We start from the raw sequence: 19,769 nt of genomic DNA, 5'->3' as shown, positions 1-19,769 counted from the left end.
TGTTAGAAATCACAGGAAACAAAATCCTTACTTGAAACCTTTAATTCCTCAATATTATAAGTAGGGAAATTATCAAAACTCCCTAACATCGGTTTACAATCTATCCACCTCATGCCTTTTGATACATCTACGTATGTACCTTCATTGGTTTCAGTATTATAATTCCATCCAGATTTCAAGTATTCTTTCGATGAAATAATATACCCTTCGAAGAAACCACCCGAATGATAAATCATTAGAGTATCTCCACCTGGTGATTCTAATACTTTATCAAAGTTTCCTCCAATCGGTTCTACATCCTTATTACAGCTAAAGATCAATAAGCTTATTGGTAGTAATGCTAATAACTTTTTCATTCTTAAGTGATTTAGTACATATCTACAAATCAATAAGATATAGTCAAGAAAATAAATAGAATGATGGTTAATATGGATTAACAATGATAGAATTTAAACTATTTTTTGAAAATAAATACCAATAAAAAAATAAACCACTCCATTTCTGAAGTGGTTAAATAATATTTAAACAACCCTATTAATTATTCTATTTTATTCTGAAACAGGCTCAGCTACTGGAGTTGGTGTATTTCCATAATCTCCATCTATTTCAGGTGTATTACCAAAATCGTCATCTACTGCTGGAGTATTTCCGTAAATGGGATCTACTGGTTCGGAAGTAATTACATCTCCACCATCAGAACAACTTGTTAAAGTAAATGTAGATGTAATCATTAATGCTACTGCAACTATAATACGATTGAATGTTGAACTTTTCATTTTTGTAATGTTTAATTAGACTTTTATTTCATTGTTTACATTACAAAGGTGGACATTAAACATTTACTATAAATTGATCTAAGATAAGAAAAGTAATACGACTGAAATCTATTAGTTCAAATTTAAAAGCTGTTGAGTGAACGTTTTTTCTAATATCATCGAATTTAGACCGTAAGCATCATTCTGAGCGATATATAAATCTGCTAATATATCTACTTCACCATTATGAACTTCTGTAGATAAAATTCTTTTGATAATAGCAATAATCTGTTTTTTTTGCTCTTGAGCATTAATCCCGTCATTTGAAGTGGAATCTAAACGTATTTGATCTTTCAATTCGTCTGAATATCTCTTGTATTCTGAGCGAAGAAATGCTCGTTCCGTTTTAGTTATAGATGTCTTCATTTTTAATTTATTTAGTTTCTAAGATGTTTAGTTTGATTATCTTGATGATGATAGAAGTTTTCATCTCTGTACATAGTACAACATAGCTGTTATTCAGTTAGATCATCATTAATTGACCTATTTTGATATACGCCGTTACCTTGTATTGGTTTTACTGAATTCAGGTCATAGAATTCCTTGATGAGGTCAAAAAATAATAGTAAACACCTTAATAGAGTACAAAAATCTGCATAGTATGCCTAATCCAAGAAAGATTTTAGTATGATCATTTTATTATTTGATACCATACTTTAAGAAATAATAATTATTGAAGTACCCAGTATTTCAGCTTCAATGTGATTCCCTAGAAATTTAAGTTTTCCCTAAACATTTATTGTCTTTGATTAGTCCATAGCATAGTCTAATTTAGTTCCATGGGAAAAATAAATGATGAAAAAAGTATAGATACAACATCTACTACTGATAAAAATAAATCAACTAAAAAGGTGAGAATGTGCTATCCTTACCTAAAAGAGACAAGTTTTAAATGTGACTATGAAATTGAAACTGATTCATTAGCCAGTCATATTGGATATGCTTATTCTAAAGCTGCCAAATATCCAGAAATGTTGAAAGAATTAACTTGGCTTTGCGAGATGGCATATCATTTAAATGGTTCTATTAGAGGAAATGTCGCCGTTACAGAAAGTGATGTAGATAGAGCTATAGCTATACATGATAAATACCAAACCTTAGTAAAAGAAGAGACAAAAATGTTTAGTCTTCCAATAGGATGTGAACTTGCAGGAATTCTAAATTTATGCCGATCAAAAAGTAAAAACTCTACCCGATGGGCTTATAAGATAGCTAAATTTGAAGATGTAAAAGTTGACAAGCTTATTACAGATCTTTTAAATACAATGGCTGATATTTTCTTTGTGATGTCAGTATTTGCTAACAAAATGGAAAACATAGAAACCATTGAATTTGTCTCAAAAAGTTATGATGTAAAGTTCTTTGATTAACATATCTAGCAATTATCCAAAGGAAGATTATACATATCGATATGGATGCCTTCTTTGCCTCAATTGAACAACGAGATTTTCCACATTTAAGAGGAAAGCCTGTGGCTGTTGGAGGTAGCAGAGAAAGAGGTGTTGTTGCTGCCGCAAGTTATGAAGCTAGAAAATTTGGGGTAAGATCTGCTATGCCTTCAGCTTTAGCTTACAGAAAATGTCCACAGATTATCTTTACCAAATCTAGATTTAATGTTTATCGAGAAGTGTCTTTTCAAATTAGAAAAATCTTCTTTGAATATACAGACTTAGTTGAGCCTCTATCTTTGGATGAAGCCTATTTAGATGTTACTGAGAATAAAAAAGGTATCTCTTCTGCCATCCAAATAGCAAAGGAAATAAGAGCAAAAATCAACGATACACTTAACCTTACTGCAAGTGCTGGTGTTTCTTACAATAAATTTCTAGCGAAGACAGCATCTGACATCAATAAACCTGATGGGTTATCAGTCATTCTTCCCGAGGAAGCTACCGCTTTTTTAGAACAACTACCTATTGAAAGATTCTATGGTATTGGAAGTGTTACTGCCGAAAAAATGAAAAAGTTGGGTATCTATAAAGGCAAGGACCTAAAAGAATGGCCTATATCTCACCTAAATGATAATTTTGGTAAAACGGGAAAGTTCTATTATCACATCGTTAGAGGTATCGATAATAGAAAAGTTAAACCACATAGAGAAAGAAAATCTATTGGGGCAGAAAGAACGTTTTCAAAAGATATTGCAAATGTTGAAAAAATGAAATCCCATCTTATTAATGTTGCTGACATCTTATGGCAAAGAATAATCAAAGGTAACAAGAGAGGAAAAACCCTAACTGTAAAAATCAAACAACATGATTTCGAAACGCATACGAAAAGTAAGACATTTCTTAAGAGTATTGTTTCAAAAGAGTTTTTAGTAGAGGAAGCAATTTATCTTTTAGAAGCTCTTAATCCCCAATCGTTAAACATCCGATTGCTAGGAATAAGTATTAGCAACTTAAGTGAAATTGATGAAGATGATGATATTGATAACAGTACCCATCAATTAGAATTGTGGTAACTTATCCTAGGTAGTAACCTACCATTAAGAAAGCTAGAAAATAGCCGAATAATAGTCCAATTAATAAACCTAAACCAAATGAACTATTGCCAAGTATGAACTTTTTTAGTTGGTGAACCATAAGCCCTGAAAAATAATTATGTCGTGATTCATTTACATATGTTAAAACAAATTTAATAAATACAATATTTACTTTGAAATTTACATTCATTTAATTTTATTTAATTTTGTTAATGAACTGATATTCATTGAATAATTATTCACAACATTCCATACATCGGCTATTTTTATACATGAAGAAAACATGACAAAATCGTTCATAATCTTCATTTTCTTGCTAAGAACACATAGTAATGGTACTTTTATTATAAGCTTAGGTTAAGTATTACATTAAATATTATACTTCGAAAATTCCCTATGAATAAAAACAACTATTTTTTTCTACTACTATTCTTTTTATTTAGTCTACCCACTTTTGGACAAAACTTAGCAGGTCCTTGGAAAGGGACACTAGAACTACCAAATGGTAAGCTAGATATCATCTTTAAGATATCTGCTCAAGGAAATAATTTAAAAGGAATTATGGACATACCTGCACAACAAGTAAAAGGTGTTCCAATACATGAAATCAGGTACGAATCGCCGTTCTTATTTATCAAGCTTCCAAACCTAGGAATAGAATATGTAGGCAATGTTATAGACGACGAAAATATTGAAGGAACGTTTAAACAAGGAGGACAATCTTTTAAAATGCCACTAATAAAAAGTTTAAAAGAAGAAACTCCTGAAGCTAAACCACAAGAACCTCGTCCACCTTTTACATACCTCTCTAGGAATATAGAGTTTTATAATAAAAAAGACGGGATCATGTTGTCTGGTACCTTCACTCGTCCATTTGATGTAAAGAGATACCCAACAGTCATTTTAATTTCGGGAAGTGGACCTCAAGACAGAAATCAAAATATTTTAGGTCACAAACCCTTTTTAGTATTAGCAGACGAACTTACTAAAAAAGGAATAGCAGTATTGAGGTTTGACGACCGAGGCGTAGGTGGTTCTCAAGGAACTTTTGAAAATGCAACGACTTCTGACTTTGCTACAGATGTGGAAGCGGCTATTGAGTACTTATTACTTAGAAATGATGTAGACCCTACACACATTGGATTGATTGGCCACAGTGAAGGGGGTATTGTTGCATCCATGGTGGCTAGCAAAAATGATAAAGTCAATTTTATGGTATTAATGGCTTCCCCTGGAATTCCTTGTAAAGACCTTATGCTTCATCAAAAGGAAAAAATTGAAATAATAAGTGGTGTACCTAAAAATATTGTTGCTTCCAATCAGAAAATCTTTGACAAAGCATACGATATGATACTCAATAATGAAGTTCCACTTCAAGATAAATTATCGGATTTCTTTAAACATCAGTATCACAATAATATCAGTGATCAACAAGTAAATTCAATAGTTAAAAGCATTACAAACCCTTGGTTTATCGAGTTTATTAAAACTAATCCCGAAAATTATTTATCGAAAGTAAAAGCTCCTGTTTATGCTTTAAATGGCAGTAAGGATCTTCAGGTATTTGCTGATGAGAATCTAGAAGGTATTGAGAACAGTCTAAAAAAAGCGGGTAATGTGCACTATAAAACGGAAAAGCTTGAGGGCTTAAATCATTTATTCCAAGAATGTGAAACGGGATTACCTAATGAGTATGGAGTATTAAATCAAACACTTTCCCCAACATTTATGAACAAGGTAAGTGAATGGATTTTAGAAGAAGTAAAAACGAAAAAATAAAATTAAGTAGTTAATATTTTAATTGCTTCTATTTTATCTTTCTTCAGTTGTTCTATTAAGGCATCTACTCCATCAAATTTCATTTCGGATCTTATTCGATGAATTAAAGATACATTGACATTTTTGGAGTAGATGTCTTCATTAAAATCAAAAATATTAACTTCAATCGTTTTCTGTACTCCTTCGGTTACTGTCGGTCGTTTTCCAATATTCATCATACCGTCGTACTTTTTACCCTCTATGAAAATATTCACAGCATAGACACCAATTTTTGGTAAAAGCTTAAACGAATCTGCTAATGAAATATTCGCCGTTGGAAAGCCGATTTTACGTCCTATTTTATTTCCATCAACTACAGAACCTTCGAAAGAATAATGATAGCCTAAATATTTTTCAGCTGTTTCAACATCTCCTTCTTCTAATAATGCATTTCTAATCGCTGTAGAACTTACGGCAGCATTCTCAATTTCCTGCTTTGTTATTTCTTCTACTTCAAAGCCAAAATCTTTTTGATTTGCCTTTAAATAATCAAAGCCACCTTCTCTGTTTTTTCCGAAACGATGATCATACCCAATAACCAATTTTGTTGTATTGATTTTCTCGATAAGAATCTTTCTAACAAAGTCCATAGAAGACATTTGTGAGAAGTTTTTATCAAATTTCAAAACGATGAGATGATCAATATTTTCCTTTTCTAAAAGAGCAATTTTTTCTTCTAAATTAGTGATAAGCTTGAGGCTTTTCCTTGCTTCTTCAGGCTGTAATGTAAACCTCGGGTGAGGCCAAAAAGTGATCAATACGGTTTCGGAATTGTCTTCCTGAGCAGTTTTTCTGAGGTGCGATAAAATCTGTTGATGCCCATAATGTACACCATCAAATGTTCCGCTGGTTACAGTAGCTCTTTTTAGAGGTTGAAAATTATCAATACCGTAATGTACTTTCATTATTAGTTGTTAAATAAGTAGGAGCATGCCTGAAGTTGATCAAACATGCTCCAAATATAATATCTATTCAAGCAAAAATGAATTACTTTTCATCTTCTGCTTCTTTCTTTTCTCTCCAATTTCGGATTACTTCAATCCATTCATCTACAGACTTGGCATCTTCTACAGAATATTCCCCTATTTTGGTTCTACGAAGTGCAGACATGTATGCTCCAACACCCAATTCTTTACCAAAATCTCTCACGAAACTTCTCACATATGTTCCTTTTGAACATACCATTCTGAACTGAATTCTAGGAAAATCAATATTGGTTATTTCTAACTCTTTGATCTCAATTTCTCTTGGATCGATCTTTACTTCTTTTCCTTTTCTAGCATGTTTGTAAACTCTTACACCATCTACTTTTATAGCAGAGTGCATGGGAGGTACTTGCATGATTTTTCCGGTAAACTTTGGTAGTAAGTTATAGATATCGTCTTCAGTGATATGAGAGATATCTTCTTCACTGTCTACTTCAGTTTCTAAATCATGCGAAGGAGTAGTTTGACCAATGACCATCTCCCCTTCATATTCTTTTATTTTACCCTGAATCTGATCTATGGTTTTAGTACTCTTTCCTGTACATAAAATTAACAGACCTGTTGCCAAAGGATCTAAAGTGCCGGCATGACCCACTTTTTTCACTTTCATTTCCCAACGCAACTTCTTCACTACCCCAAATGAGGTCCATTCAAGTGGTTTGTCTACCAATACTGTTTCACCAGCAGCAAAATCAAAATCTTTCATGATCAGATTTAACGGTTAATATTAATTCATTAATGAATAGATGATGGCAATAGACCCTACTAATGCACACCAAATAGAAAAATATTGCAACTTAGATTTCTTTACTAGAGCAATCATCCATTGGCAAGCTAACATGCCTGATAAAAATGCTGCAATAAATCCAGCTCCAATGATTGTCGGTTCTAAACCTAATTGAAATGTACCTTCAGCAATTTCATGTCTAGCATCTAATAAGTCTTTTGCAATTTTACCGAATATTAATGGTACTACCATTAAGAAAGAGAATCTTGCAGACTTTTCTCTATCAATACCTAAAAGTACTGAAGTAGAGATCGTTGCTCCTGATCTAGAAATACCAGGAAGAATAGCAATAGCTTGAGCAATACCTACAATAATAGCTTCTTTATACCCAACACTTTTACTTGTATTTTTTGCTTTGTCTGCTAGTAAAAGTAATACTGCTGTTACCAACAACATACAACCTACTAAAAGAACTGCTCCTCCAAAAAAAGCTTCGATTTGATCATCTAAGAATACACCTACAAATGCTGCAGGTATCATAGATAATACAATCTTTACAGAAAACTCAGTCTCTTCATTCCATTTAAATTGAAAAAGACCTTTTAGAATATCTCCAATATCTTTTCTAAAAATGACACATGTAGATAATGCAGTAGCAAAATGTAGCATTACAGTCATCATCATACTTTCTTCTGCTCCAAGATCTTGGTTTCCGAATATTGCTTTTGCTAATTCTAAGTGACCACTACTACTTACAGGCAAAAACTCCGTTAGGCCTTGGATAATTCCCAAGACAATTGCTTCAAAGATATTCATGTTTTAGCTATAGGATAATATAATTAAGTTGTTGATTAATCTTCTGTAGTAGTTTTAGGAGACTTAAGTAGAATAGCATAAAAGTTAATACCAAACCCTGTCATAATCACAATAGGACCAACTGTTAAGCCTAATGCTCCAAAGCCCATTGGACTATCTTCTAATGACATGATAAAGAAACCAACAGCAATAGTAATGATGCCGATTAACATCCACATATAGTTCTTTTTACCGAAAGCCAAATGCTCTTTTTTGTTACTCATTTTATCTTCTTTTAAGTACAATTCAATTTACAAAGTTAAACGCTTCTACAGGATATGAAAAAATACTGCGGAATTTTAAGTTAAAGTCTCTGAAAAAGGAGCTGGCTCTATTAAAACCACCTTTTCTTTATCCACAACTACTAATCCTGCTGGATCTCCTTTTCGTTTACGTACAAATTTTTTAGGGGTATAAATCACAGGACAAAGCGTATCTGTTTTTCTTTGAGAATAATATGCTGCGATTGAAGCTGCTTTTTCAATTACATCTACCGGGAAGTTGGGCTGTTTTGATTTCCACTTCACCACAACATGAGATCCTGCCACATCTCTTGCATGTAACCACAAGTCTCTTTTATGTGCAAAACGTTGAGTTAGTAAATCATTATTTACGGCATTTTTACCCACCCAAATTTCAAACCCTTTGTATTCAAATTTTCTAAAAGGGAAAACTGGCTCATTCTTTTGAAGCTTTTGAAGGTTATTTGTTTTGATGTATTTACGAATTTCGCGCACCATCTCTAAATCATTCAAGGCATCTCTATGCTTTTTCAGCTCTTCCATTTCTCCTTCTTTCTGCTGAATATTTGCCTCAAGATTTTTTACCTCAAGCTTCTGGTTTTTGGCTTTACGATAATACGTCTCAGCATTTTTCTGTGGAGTCAGTGTTTCATTCAGCTTTACAGAAATTTCTTCATCTTTATAAAAGTCAAAGAGTTTCACCTTTTTTGTCCTTGGAGGAATTGCATGAAGATTAGCCATAATAATATTGGCAATTTCTTCAAACCTGGCGTTTTCAGTTAGTTCTTCATACCTGGCGTAATTCTTCTTCAAGTACCCTTTAGATTGTTTTAATCTTTTATCAATCTCTTTGATTAAAGGACCTTTTTCTCTTTCAACAAAGTAGCGTTTTGAAAAACGGAAATAAAATTCATTCGCGGCTTCAATTGGGTCTGATGTTTCAAATAAAGTTGTAGCATCGTCCAATTTAAATAGAAGAAACTGTACTTGATCGTCTTTTTCTTCGACATAATAATTAGGTTGTTCCAACTTATTTAACATCGAAGACAACAAGTTCCATTGAGCTTCTTGATCCTGTCCCTCAAAACCTTTTGTATCTAAATATCCTTGCACTTCCCTGCCTAGAGTAGGAAAACTACCTCTCAATCCATTTTCAAAAAATCCTTCTTTAGTTTGATTTAATTCTCTATCCAAAGAAGAGATATCCATGTTCTGATCTTCAATATGTCTTTTCTGAAAAACAGCATGTACTTCTCCTTCATGAGTTAATAGAATATTTGATCTGTTACCATACATTTTAAATAACAATCCCCATCCTGATGTAAGCTGAATTAGGAATGCTCTTTCATTTTCATATTGTATAATATCAGTCACCTCTTCATCAATAGCATCTTTAAAAAGATCTATACTATTCACTTTCTTTCTCTGATAATCAAGAGGAAACGTAAGTAGATTAAAATTTGGAATTAATGAAGCTCTGATCCATTGTTCTCGACCACCTTTATAAAAGCCAATCATCAATTCGTCTTTACTTTGGCTAAAACAAGCCCCTAAAGTCATCCCCACTAAACGTTCTTTTAACGAACGACTGAGTTGTCTTAAAAAATAATAGTTGTTGAACATGATATTTCAAGAATAAATAAGACCACGAAAATAATTAAAATTGAGGTGTTATCTATAATATTAGATTCCTTTATGTTTCTTTTTTCTTTTCGGAGGTTGATAAGGTAATTCCATCAAATCAGGTTGTCCTGCATCTACCCAGCAAGTAAACCAAAGGTTTGCAATCCTTTGTATTGCTAAACTCATTCTGTCCGAAACCATTTCCCCTACTGCTTCATGATATAACAAAGCATATTCATCAGTAGGTAAAAGTTGAAGACTTGCCCCTCTCCTTCTCAAAACTAATTTACTCTGATTAGGCAACAATTGTGAAATACGTTTTTCCTCAGATAACACCACCTCGACTAAATCATGAGATTCATTCATCACACTCCATAAGGTATCCATAAAATGTGTGACGTATTCTGGTTCATGGGTTTGCAAACTGTACTCATCATAATACCTCTCAGGTAAAACTGTTTCCCAAAAGGCATGAATTCCCAATTGATTAGAGAGTTGACCATTATAATTTTCAGTAGTGTGTAATGGAACATGTAGATCTGCATAGTAATGTCCTACCTCAGCAGCATACTTAATGACTTTATAGGGATCTTTTTCTTGAAACGCCTTTGTCAACATCTGCTTATACATAAAGATATTCCAAGGCGAAGTTCCTCTTTTCAATAAAGTATCATTAGAATACTTGATTAATGCATCATCAAAATAAATAGGAGATTGTTTAAACATTGAATCGTAAAGCTCAACATCTATATAATGCTTTGCTCCTTCCTCATCTAACAATCTTCTCCTTTGATCAGGGCGTATCGCCCCTTTTTGAATATCAGTAATATGAGTTTTGAAAAACAGAAACAATTCATCAGGTAATAACATAGTAGCCTGACTGTTAATTGTTTGATGACCAAAAAATCCCCAAAAGAGAGAATTAATAAACAAAATAAACATAAATCGTAAAGCAGTTAATTCATATATAAACAGCTAAAAATCAAACAAATAACTCACCAAACTTTAATATTTATATAACTTCATGAATAATTTTGTTTAACTGTTTTTGAATTTTATTAAACAAAATATTGCCTTGAATCATTTTTTACCTTAAATTTGTTTTAACAACAGTGCAATAAAGTTAAACAAAACACCACTTTAACATTTTTCAATCATGACAGTTATAGAATTCAATCACAAACTACAGTATTTGATACCAGCTCTAGAGCCATTTGCAATCAAATTGACTAAAGACTCAGCAAATGCAAAAGACCTTATCCAAGAAACTATGCTGAAAGCATTCTCGAATAAGGACAAGTTTATGGCAGGTACAAACATGAAAGCGTGGGTGTTTACGATTATGAGAAACACGTTCTTAACGAACTACCAAAAATCAGCGCGTCAAAAAACTTTTATCGACACATCAGACAACTTACATTTCATCAATAGCACTAATGTAAAGCATGAAAATTCTGCTTACTCAAAATTTGCAATGGATGACATCAACGAGGCAATTGAAAATCTTGATGACACATACAGTGAGCCATTTATGATGTACTTTAGAGGTTTTAAATACCACGAGATCTCAGATCGTTTAAGTATTCCAATTGGTACTGTAAAAAACAGAATCTTTTTAGCGAGAAAAGAGTTAAAACAAGTTTTGTCTATTTACGCTGACAAATATTAGTTAGCAGCCCGAGAAAAAGTATTACAAAGAAAGTTTTTGATGTACTTTTGCGGTATGATGGAAGAAACATTATACAATCTCGGAACAACGGCGTTTTCTGGAGCAATGAAACTTGCTTCCTATTTACATCCAAAAGCCAAATTATTTGTCGAAGGAAGAAAAAATTTATTAGAAAAAGTTGAATCTGATTTCGCAAATAACAACAGTACGGTCGCATGGTTTCACTGTGCATCCCTAGGCGAATTTGAGCAAGGCCGTCCTGTTATTGAAGAATATAAGACACAATTTCCAACTCATAAAGTCGTATTGACTTTCTTCTCACCAAGTGGGTATGAAGTACAAAAAGATTACGATAGCGCTGATTTTATATATTATCTACCACTCGACAAACCACAGAATACCAAAAGGTTTGTTGATGCTATTCAACCAAAAATAGCCTTCTTTGTCAAATACGAATTTTGGCACAATTACTTAAAAGCGCTTAAAGCTATAAATGCAACTATAGTATCCTTCTCGACAATATTCAGAAAAGATCAAGCTTTCTTTAAAAATAAAGACGGGTTTCAACAAAATATGTTGAAGCAATTTGATTACTTCTTCACACAAGATCAAAATTCTTATGACCTTCTATCTTCTATTAACATTGATAATAAAGAGGTTGCAGGTGATACTAGATTTGATAGGGTAGCTGAGATTTGTAATCATCCAAAACAAATACCATTAGCTGAGCAATTCTCTAAAGGTGCTACTACTTTAGTTGTAGGAAGCAGTTGGCCTAGAGATATTGAAGCATTACGCCTTGTCGCATCTGAATTGGAGGATATAAAAATTATCGTTGCCCCGCATGAAATTTCAGATAAAAAAATTAATCACATAAAAGATACTTTTTCTACTAGAAAAGCTATTCTTTTTTCTGAAGCAACCGAACAAAACATAATTGACAAAAACCTATTCATTATTGACAATGTAGGTATGCTGTCTTCTCTTTACCAATTTGCCGATTTTGCCTTTGTAGGAGGTGCTTTTAAAGAAGGACTTCATAATATTCTTGAACCAGCTACATTTGGGATTCCAATCGTTATTGGTAAAGAATTCAAGAAGTTTAATGAAGCTATTGAATTAGTAAAACGTAAAGGCACATTCAGCATTACAGACATAAACTCCTGTTTATCAACATTCAAAAAACTAAAATCTGACCTTGAGTTCAGAAAAAAATCAGGTAAAATCACAAAAGGTTATGTACAAGAAAATCTAGGAAGTACTGAAAAAATCATCACATACTGTAAAAAACAACTTCAGTAATTATTTAATTCCTATTATGTTTGTTATAAATTCAGTTTAACTCAATAATTTTGTATTTTAATTAGGAGGAAAACCTCTTCATATAAATCGTTAGTCTTTAATAAAACGGATGAAAAAAAGCGGATCAAAAAAGAAAAAGAGTACACCAAAAGTATCACAAGCAGACCTTAAGGTTGGCATCATTACAAAGTCTACTGGGTTATGGTACTCTGTTGAAGATCGCGATACTCATAAGTTTTACAAAGGTAGATTAAGAGGTAAACTGAAATTAAAAGGTTTAAAAGTAACTAACCCCGTTGCTGTAGGAGATTATGTTCACTACTCTCTTGAAGATGAAGTAGAAAACACTGTTATTATCCATGAAATACTGGATCGTAAAAACATTATTTTACGTCAGTCTACAAGAAAAAAATGGCATGGACATATCATTGCAGCAAATATCGATCAAGCAATATTAATTGCAACTTTAGCACTTCCAAAAACCTCGCTAGGCTTTATTGACCGCTTTTTGGTAGCTGCTGAATCATACAATGTGCCTACTTACATTGTCTTTAACAAAGATGATTTATTAGAAGACGAGGACCGCGAATACTTAGAGTACCTCAAACAAATTTACGAACCCCTAGGATATAAGTGTCTACGTATTTCAGTATTAGAGGACAAGAACCTCGATGAATTAACTGAAATTATCGAAGGTAAAACATCACTTTTAGTAGGACACTCAGGTGTCGGTAAGTCGACTCTTCTGAATAAGTTGGCATCAAATGTGCAACAAAAAACAGACGAGATATCTTTATTTGCAATGAAAGGTAAACACACGACTACTTTTGCCGAAATGTTTGAATTAGAAAAACATGACGGGCATTTAATTGATACTCCTGGAATTAAAGAATTAGGTATTATGAGCATTGAGGAAAATGAAATCGGACACTTTTTTCCGGAAATCAGAGAAGCAATGCATGATTGTAAATATCACAATTGCACCCATACTCATGAACCAAACTGTAATGTAAGACTACTTGTTGATGAAGGAAAAATAGCTACATCACGATATTTAAGCTATTTAAGTATGTTAGAGGGCGACGACAACAGAAAATAAGTACACTTTTATGTGTATTTTTGACATAAAAACCTTATTTTTATTAAGCTTACGTCCGCGCTATAAACTATTAGTTATTCCCTACTCGACTATCATTTATTTACTAAACCATGAGAGAAATACTTGTTGAAAAAATTATCCCTAAAAAATCATCGTTGATAGAATTTCTAATCTACGATAAACAAGAACATAATTTGCAAGTTTCCTATAAAAGAGGAAAACATGCGGGAAAAGTAATTACATATAAAAACTTTCCTCAAGATTCGTTTGATTTAGTGATCACTTCGAAATCTCAAGGAAGGGCTTTATTGCGTGAATTGAAAAGATACAAAAAAGAACAAGCATCGTTCTTCAGTTTCTTCACAAACCTATTTTCAAACAATAAAAAAGTTCCTTATTAGAATTTATATTTTTACTCCTAATACAGTGATATCGTCTATCTGTTCTGCAGAGGACTTCCACATTACAAGATAATCTTGTAACCATTTTCTTTGACCTTCCATAGATTGGTCAATGGCTACTTCTTCTAACAATTTTCTAAACTTCACAATCCCAATACGTTTTTTCTCATTATTGAATTGGTCGTAATAGCCATTTGATGTCAGGTACAATTGTGTTCCATATGGCATGATAAAGGTATGTTCGATAAACCCTTTTTGTTTTACATGATTGGGTTCGTTACCTATTGCCCTACGGGTTCCTTTGACCTCGTGGAATTCATTGTTTTCAAAATAGAATAGTGGTCTTTTGGCTCCCGCGAAGCATAGATTTACATTTTCTTTGAATTTCTCAATTCTTAAGATCATAATATCCATACCTACCAATGTTGGATCTTCGCTAGACTTTTCACTGAGTTTATCATCTAACTCTTCTAAGATCTCATTGGTTCTTTTTCTAGGAGAATCAATAATTTGACCTAATGATTCCATACCGATCAAAGCTTGTATAGCTCCAGGCATACCATGACCAATACAGTCTGATAATACTAAGTACAACACATTCTCATCAAAAGATTTCACCCAATAGAAATCGCCAGACACCACTTCTTTAGGCTTAAAGATCAGGAACGAGTCATTAAAAAATGTATTTAGCTTTTCTGCAGACGGTAATACAACAGACTGCAATGATTTAGCATATTGTAAACGTTCATGCGTGATATTTCTTTGGTATTGAAGCTTATCGTTGACTTTCTTAAACCTGTCTACCTGCTTCTTTAATATCAATTCTCTGTTAGATAAAATTTTATTCTGACTTTCGATTTGTTTGGTTCTTTCCTTTACAATTTGTTCCAGTACTTCCTTATCATATTGTACTTTTTCATCGTAAAGTTTAAAAGCAACAAAACCGATTCCTCCTAATAAAGAAATCAGCCCTAAAATCCCATAAACTGTTTTATACCATTTTTCTGTAACGTTGAAATGGAACTTTGAAGGTTCACTCCAATCATATCCGCCAATTTGCTTTGCCTTTACTTCTAGATCATACTCTCCAATATCTAATCCTGAGATGATATGCTTGTTATTCCAGCCAATATCCAACCAATCACCGTTATTATATCGGTACTGGTATTGAATAAGATTACCTGGATAAGACAAACTGGCAAATTGGAAATCGATATAAGAAGAAGAAGATATTTCAGGGTTTTCTTTCCCTAGGAACATAAAAATAGCGTTGCCGATATAAGTAAACACAGGTTTAGGTGTTGCCTTTAATTTTATCTGTTTATCTGAGATTCCCAAACCTGAGGCTGTACCTGCCCAAATCTGTCCATTCTTACGAATAAATAACGTACGATAACTCATCGTTTTACTAGGTAAACCTGCTAATTCATCAAAAATTAGATAATCTGTCCAATTCTGCAGACGAACGATCCCTCTAGCATTAGAAATCCAAAGTACATCATTATAATTAGGGTCTGTTGTGATCGCTTTCACTTCACCCACAGGTAAATTTTCAGGTTCAATTAATATTAATGTATCCTTCTCTACTTTCGCAATACCAAAATTAGTAGCCAATACAAACTGATCCTTATCTACAATAATATCGTTTACACCAACATCAATATTTTTATCGAACAGCAAAGGATAGCTTACATTTTTAAAACGATCAATCCTTGGTTTATATCTAAAAAGGTAGCCTTCATCACTATTACCTCCTGCGTAAAGTTCACCATCAATCACTCGTAAAATATTAATTTTACTTTCCACTCCCTTCTCTCTTCCGTAACTTATTGGTTCCTTATTTTTATTTAGACGATAAACTCCTGCATGATCCTGTAGATACCATATTTCATCATTAAATTCCAGAAAGCTATAAATCGCACCGCCTTCAAAAGAACTATCTATAATATCCACTAACTTATGTTGACTATTATACACGAGTAAAAAGCCAATATTTGTTGAGAACCAATATTTTCCTTTCACTTTCTGAATTCTAAGAACTATTCCATAATTAGAAGGGATCTCTATTTCTGATTCTACCTGATCCTCCTTACAGAAATATACTTTGCGACCATCAGAAAAAACCATTTGTCCGTCCATTTCCTGAATATCCTGTATATAGTTTGCTGTATGATCACTAAACGGAGCTTCAAAATATTGATCTCTCAAAAGTATCATCCCATTATCTGTAGACAACCAAACTTCACCACTAGGATCTACATAAACAGAAGAGATTACTTTTTGATCAACCAAATCAACTTTAGTATAGGTAAGTTTTTTGGTAGATGAATTAATCAAATACAACCCTTTATTCCATGTACTGGCCAACCATTCATTATTTGACAATGGGGTTACCCAAGAAGGAGCAAATTCATTAATTAAAACCTTCTGTGATAATATTTCATCTCCAGACTTATTTAATTGTAATGCTAAAAAGCCCGACTGTGTTGAAACATAGATTATACCATCATCAAAAAAAGCATGGTTTACTCTATCCAATTCAGACAATAACATCACCTCTTCAAATTCGTAAGTCCTTTTGTTAAGATGATAGATATACCCTGCCTCAGAAAGCACATACAACCCTAAGATATTATCTTCTATAATGGAAAATGATCTTTGGAAATTTGTAGGAATATCTTTTTCAAAAAACTGGTATCTTTTCTTAACAGCTAACGAAGAGTCTAATTGTACTATAGAGTGATTATCTGCAACCCAAATATCCTTTGAAATACTTTCATAAATATACTTAGGATACCATAACAAAGAATCAGAAGCATAAACATCTCCTTTCAATATTGTTTCAACTGTTGGTTGATATGCGGTAGTATTTATTTTAAAAACACCTAGATCTGAAGAGGCTAATGTAACTCCCGTAGAGGTGGTAAATATGTGCTTGATATACTCACTTGGAATATTTTCATTGATTTGAAGAAATTCTTTTCCATCAAAACGAATCACACCGCCATCAGTAGCAGCCCATACAAAACCAAGACTATCTTTGGTAATAGACTTCACCAAAGGGTTCTGCATTCCTTTCAGTTCGTTATATTCCACTTTATGCCATTGACCAAAAGTAGACACCTTTGGACCTACAAAAAAGAGTAGTAAAAAAAATTGAATTAGTAGCTTTGAACTAAAAATTTTTGGCAACTTTTGGATAATCATTTAATAAAATCTGGTTCTTGAGAAATAGTTCAATGAAAAAAATTAAGCAAACATTTACTTAAATCATAATAAATCATAGACTTAATTCACTTTATATATAAGAGACCTTTTTACATGCAAATTTTTACCTAAAAAGCAATATTGTTTTTGATATATTCTATCACTTATTTTGTAGGGTAGGATGACAAAGTATGTATGAGAATATTTAATAACCTAAACAGTTTATTGTAAGACATATTTTATTAATCTAAAGGATTTCTACTCCTTAATTATTTGTCTATAATCAATTAAAAAACAGACATATACATCTTGTATTAATAATATTATCTCCTTATATTATTACAAGGTTTGATTTTGAAAAATAGATAAACAAAACTAGAAAAATACCAGTACCCTTGTGTATCGGCAGTGTGTGTTGATATACTATAACATTTCTAAAAAATGATGACATATAAATTCGCCTTGAATGACAGCTTTCTTGACAAGTACAAAACAGTACGTCCGCCGTTTGGATTCAACGGTTTGGGTGAACTAGTTTACATGCGTACTTATTCTCGCCTTAAAGATGACGGAACTAACGAGGTATGGTGGGAAACTGTTAAGCGTGTTGTTGAAGGTACTTATACAATCCAAAAAAATCACATCCTTAAGTACCAATTAGGATGGGATGACAATAAAGCACAGCTCTCTGCTCAAGAAATGTACGACCGAATGTTCAATATGAAATTCTTACCTCCAGGTCGTGGTCTATGGGCAATGGGTTCGGAACTAACTACCAAAAGAAATCTTTTTGCTGCATTAAACAACTGTTCATTTGTTAGTACTGAAACAATGGCAGAGGATCCAACAAAACCATTTGAGTTTTTAATGGATATGTCAATGCTAGGTGTTGGTGTTGGTTTTGATACTAAAGGAGCAAGTACTGTAACAATTTATCAACCAAGCAGCGAAGACAAGGTTACTTATGTAATTCCAGATTCTCGTGAAGGTTGGGTAAACAGTACAGGAATGTTACTAGACTCATTTTTCCACGCAGGAAGAGTTAACGTAGAATTTGATTATTCTAAGATTAGAGAAGCAGGTTTACCGATCAAAGGATTCGGAGGTATGTCATCTGGACCTGGTCCTTTAATGAAACTTCATGATCAAATTAGAACAATGTTTACAGGTAGACCAGAAGGTGCTACAATCACTGTAACTGATATTGTAGATATCATGAACATGATCGGTTGTTGTGTAGTTGCTGGTAACGTTCGTAGATCTGCAGAGATTGTATTTGGTAATCCTGATGATGAAGAATACTTAAAACTAAAAGACTACCGTTGGAATCCTGAAACACAACAAATGGAAGGATCTTCAGCACACCGTTCTGAATACGGGTGGTCTTCTAACAACTCTGTATTCTCTACTGTAGGTATGGATTACGGTAAGGTAGCAAACCAAACTGCTGTAAATGGTGAGCCAGGTTATATCTGGTTAGACAACATGCGTAAGTTTGGTCGTATGGGTGATGCTCCAGACAACAAAGACAACAGATCTATGGGTACTAACCCTTGTGCTGAGCAAACACTAGAATCTTACGAACTTTGCTGTTTAGTAGAAACATTCCCTACTAGAGCTACATCTAAAGAAGATTATTTAAGAACTCTTAAGTTCGCTTATTTATATGCTAAAACGGTAACATTAACGAATACTCACTGGCCTGAAACCAACAGGGTATTATTAAGAAACCGTCGTATTGGTACATCAATGTCTGGTATTGCTCAATTTGTTGAAAAACATGGTATCGATACTTTCAGACAATGGTGTGACGAAGGATACAAAACTATTCAAAATTGGGATACAATTTATGCTGAGTGGTTATGTGTTACTCCATCAGTAAAAACTACTTCAGTAAAACCTTCTGGTACTGTATCATTACTTCCAGGTGTAACACCTGGTATGCACTACCCAGAAAGTAATCACTACATCAGACGTATTCGTTTGTCGAAAAAATCACCTCTTATTGAGAAGTGTATCGCAGCGAATTACCATGTTGAACCATCGGTTTCAGAGTCTGATACAATGGTAGTTTCAATCCCGGTAGAGATTCCAAACGTAAGGACTGTCAACCAAGTAGGTATTTGGGAACAAGTACACCTTGCTGCATTCTTACAACGCTATTGGGCAGATAACCAAGTTTCAGTAACTGTAACTTTCAAGAAGGATGAAGCAAATCAGATTGAGCCAATCTTAAATTACTTCCAATACCACTTGAAGTCTATCTCATTCTTACCAAAATTAGAATTAGGTAACACAGTATATCCTCAGATGCCTTACGAAGAAATCTCACAAGACAAGTATGAGGAGCTAGCCAAACATATTAAACCATTGAACTTCGATGAGATGGGTCAAGGTCAAGATGTTGAAGCTGAGAAATTCTGTGACGGTGACCACTGTCAACTGTAATGAAAAACTAAGAAGGGTCTAGCCTTTCTTTCAAAATACAAAAGCCTATCACATACTTATTTGTTGTGATAGGCTTTTTCCGTTTTTAGTTA

General features: G+C 33.2%; 18 protein-coding genes. 8 read left to right on the top strand and 10 right to left on the bottom strand.

Annotation, left to right across the window (positions count from 1 at the left end):
* Nucleotides 1-2: 2 nt before the first annotated feature.
* From QL232_RS06725 to QL232_RS06715, 3 genes are all read right to left on the bottom strand, one after another.
* Complete coding sequence (locus QL232_RS06725) at nucleotides 3-356, bottom strand: hypothetical protein (protein WP_281613545.1); 354 nt, start codon at nucleotides 354-356, stop codon at nucleotides 3-5.
* Between the two features lie 192 nt (nucleotides 357-548).
* The gene (locus QL232_RS06720; RefSeq protein WP_168880692.1) at nucleotides 549-776 is read right to left on the bottom strand and encodes a hypothetical protein; all 228 of its coding nucleotides are present in this window, start codon (nucleotides 774-776) and stop codon (nucleotides 549-551) included.
* A gap of 111 nt (nucleotides 777-887) precedes the next feature.
* Nucleotides 888-1,181, bottom strand: coding sequence for a hypothetical protein (locus tag QL232_RS06715; protein WP_281613544.1), 294 nt, complete (start codon nucleotides 1,179-1,181; stop codon nucleotides 888-890).
* 413 nt (nucleotides 1,182-1,594) lie between these two features.
* Here QL232_RS06715 and QL232_RS06710 point away from each other — a divergent pair, with 413 nt between their 5' ends.
* From QL232_RS06710 to QL232_RS06700, 3 genes are all read left to right on the top strand, one after another.
* Nucleotides 1,595-2,185, top strand: coding sequence for a hypothetical protein (locus QL232_RS06710; RefSeq protein WP_281613543.1), 591 nt, complete (start codon nucleotides 1,595-1,597; stop codon nucleotides 2,183-2,185).
* Between the two features lie 11 nt (nucleotides 2,186-2,196).
* Nucleotides 2,197-3,279, top strand: coding sequence for a DNA polymerase IV (gene dinB / locus QL232_RS06705; RefSeq protein ID WP_348646731.1), 1,083 nt, complete (start codon nucleotides 2,197-2,199; stop codon nucleotides 3,277-3,279).
* 417 nt (nucleotides 3,280-3,696) lie between these two features.
* Nucleotides 3,697-5,079 carry an alpha/beta hydrolase gene (locus QL232_RS06700; RefSeq protein ID WP_281613542.1) on the top strand — a complete coding sequence of 461 codons (1,383 nt, stop codon included), beginning with the start codon at nucleotides 3,697-3,699 and terminating at the stop codon, nucleotides 5,077-5,079.
* A 2-nt stretch (nucleotides 5,080-5,081) separates the two neighbouring features.
* Here QL232_RS06700 and QL232_RS06695 read toward each other — a convergent pair whose 3' ends face one another.
* From QL232_RS06695 to QL232_RS06670, 6 genes are all read right to left on the bottom strand, one after another.
* Nucleotides 5,082-6,023: a bifunctional riboflavin kinase/FAD synthetase gene (locus tag QL232_RS06695; RefSeq protein ID WP_281613541.1), complete on the bottom strand. Its 942-nt coding sequence runs from the start codon at nucleotides 6,021-6,023 to the stop codon at nucleotides 5,082-5,084.
* Between the two features lie 82 nt (nucleotides 6,024-6,105).
* Nucleotides 6,106-6,810, bottom strand: a complete 705-nt coding sequence (gene truB / locus QL232_RS06690) for a tRNA pseudouridine(55) synthase TruB (protein WP_281613540.1) — start codon at nucleotides 6,808-6,810, stop codon at nucleotides 6,106-6,108.
* 21 nt (nucleotides 6,811-6,831) lie between these two features.
* A complete protein-coding gene (locus QL232_RS06685; protein WP_168880686.1) occupies nucleotides 6,832-7,647 on the bottom strand; it encodes an undecaprenyl-diphosphate phosphatase in 816 nt (271 codons plus the stop codon).
* A gap of 35 nt (nucleotides 7,648-7,682) precedes the next feature.
* A complete protein-coding gene (locus tag QL232_RS06680; RefSeq protein ID WP_168880685.1) occupies nucleotides 7,683-7,910 on the bottom strand; it encodes a DUF3098 domain-containing protein in 228 nt (75 codons plus the stop codon).
* A gap of 75 nt (nucleotides 7,911-7,985) precedes the next feature.
* A complete protein-coding gene (locus tag QL232_RS06675; protein ID WP_281613539.1) occupies nucleotides 7,986-9,551 on the bottom strand; it encodes an NFACT RNA binding domain-containing protein in 1,566 nt (521 codons plus the stop codon).
* 60 nt (nucleotides 9,552-9,611) lie between these two features.
* Complete coding sequence (locus QL232_RS06670) at nucleotides 9,612-10,493, bottom strand: zinc dependent phospholipase C family protein (protein ID WP_281613538.1); 882 nt, start codon at nucleotides 10,491-10,493, stop codon at nucleotides 9,612-9,614.
* Between the two features lie 214 nt (nucleotides 10,494-10,707).
* Here QL232_RS06670 and QL232_RS06665 point away from each other — a divergent pair, with 214 nt between their 5' ends.
* The 4 genes from QL232_RS06665 (at nucleotide 10,708) to QL232_RS06650 (ending at nucleotide 14,022) form a co-directional block, all read left to right on the top strand.
* Nucleotides 10,708-11,220, top strand: coding sequence for an RNA polymerase sigma factor (locus tag QL232_RS06665; protein ID WP_168880682.1), 513 nt, complete (start codon nucleotides 10,708-10,710; stop codon nucleotides 11,218-11,220).
* Between the two features lie 54 nt (nucleotides 11,221-11,274).
* Complete coding sequence (locus QL232_RS06660) at nucleotides 11,275-12,522, top strand: glycosyltransferase N-terminal domain-containing protein (protein WP_281613537.1); 1,248 nt, start codon at nucleotides 11,275-11,277, stop codon at nucleotides 12,520-12,522.
* Nucleotides 12,523-12,631: 109 nt separating this feature from the next.
* Entirely contained in the window at nucleotides 12,632-13,621 is a 990-nt protein-coding gene (gene rsgA / locus QL232_RS06655) for a ribosome small subunit-dependent GTPase A (RefSeq protein ID WP_281613536.1), read from the top strand.
* Nucleotides 13,622-13,731: 110 nt separating this feature from the next.
* Nucleotides 13,732-14,022, top strand: a complete 291-nt coding sequence (locus tag QL232_RS06650; RefSeq protein WP_168880679.1) for a KTSC domain-containing protein — start codon at nucleotides 13,732-13,734, stop codon at nucleotides 14,020-14,022.
* A gap of 3 nt (nucleotides 14,023-14,025) precedes the next feature.
* Here QL232_RS06650 and QL232_RS06645 read toward each other — a convergent pair whose 3' ends face one another.
* A complete protein-coding gene (locus QL232_RS06645; RefSeq protein ID WP_281613535.1) occupies nucleotides 14,026-17,229 on the bottom strand; it encodes a SpoIIE family protein phosphatase in 3,204 nt (1,067 codons plus the stop codon).
* A 441-nt stretch (nucleotides 17,230-17,670) separates the two neighbouring features.
* Between QL232_RS06645 and QL232_RS06640 the strand changes: the two genes are divergently transcribed.
* Nucleotides 17,671-19,677 (top strand): hypothetical protein, encoded by a 2,007-nt coding sequence (locus QL232_RS06640; RefSeq protein WP_281613534.1) that lies wholly within the window; start codon nucleotides 17,671-17,673, stop codon nucleotides 19,675-19,677.
* Nucleotides 19,678-19,769: the final 92 nt, after the last annotated feature.

This window comes from Flammeovirga sp. SubArs3 (assembly GCF_947387565.1).
Lineage (GTDB): Bacteria > Bacteroidota > Bacteroidia > Cytophagales > Flammeovirgaceae > Flammeovirga > Flammeovirga agarivorans.
Note: the sequence above shows the minus strand (reverse complement) of the source record. Positions and strands in the feature narration are given on the sequence as shown.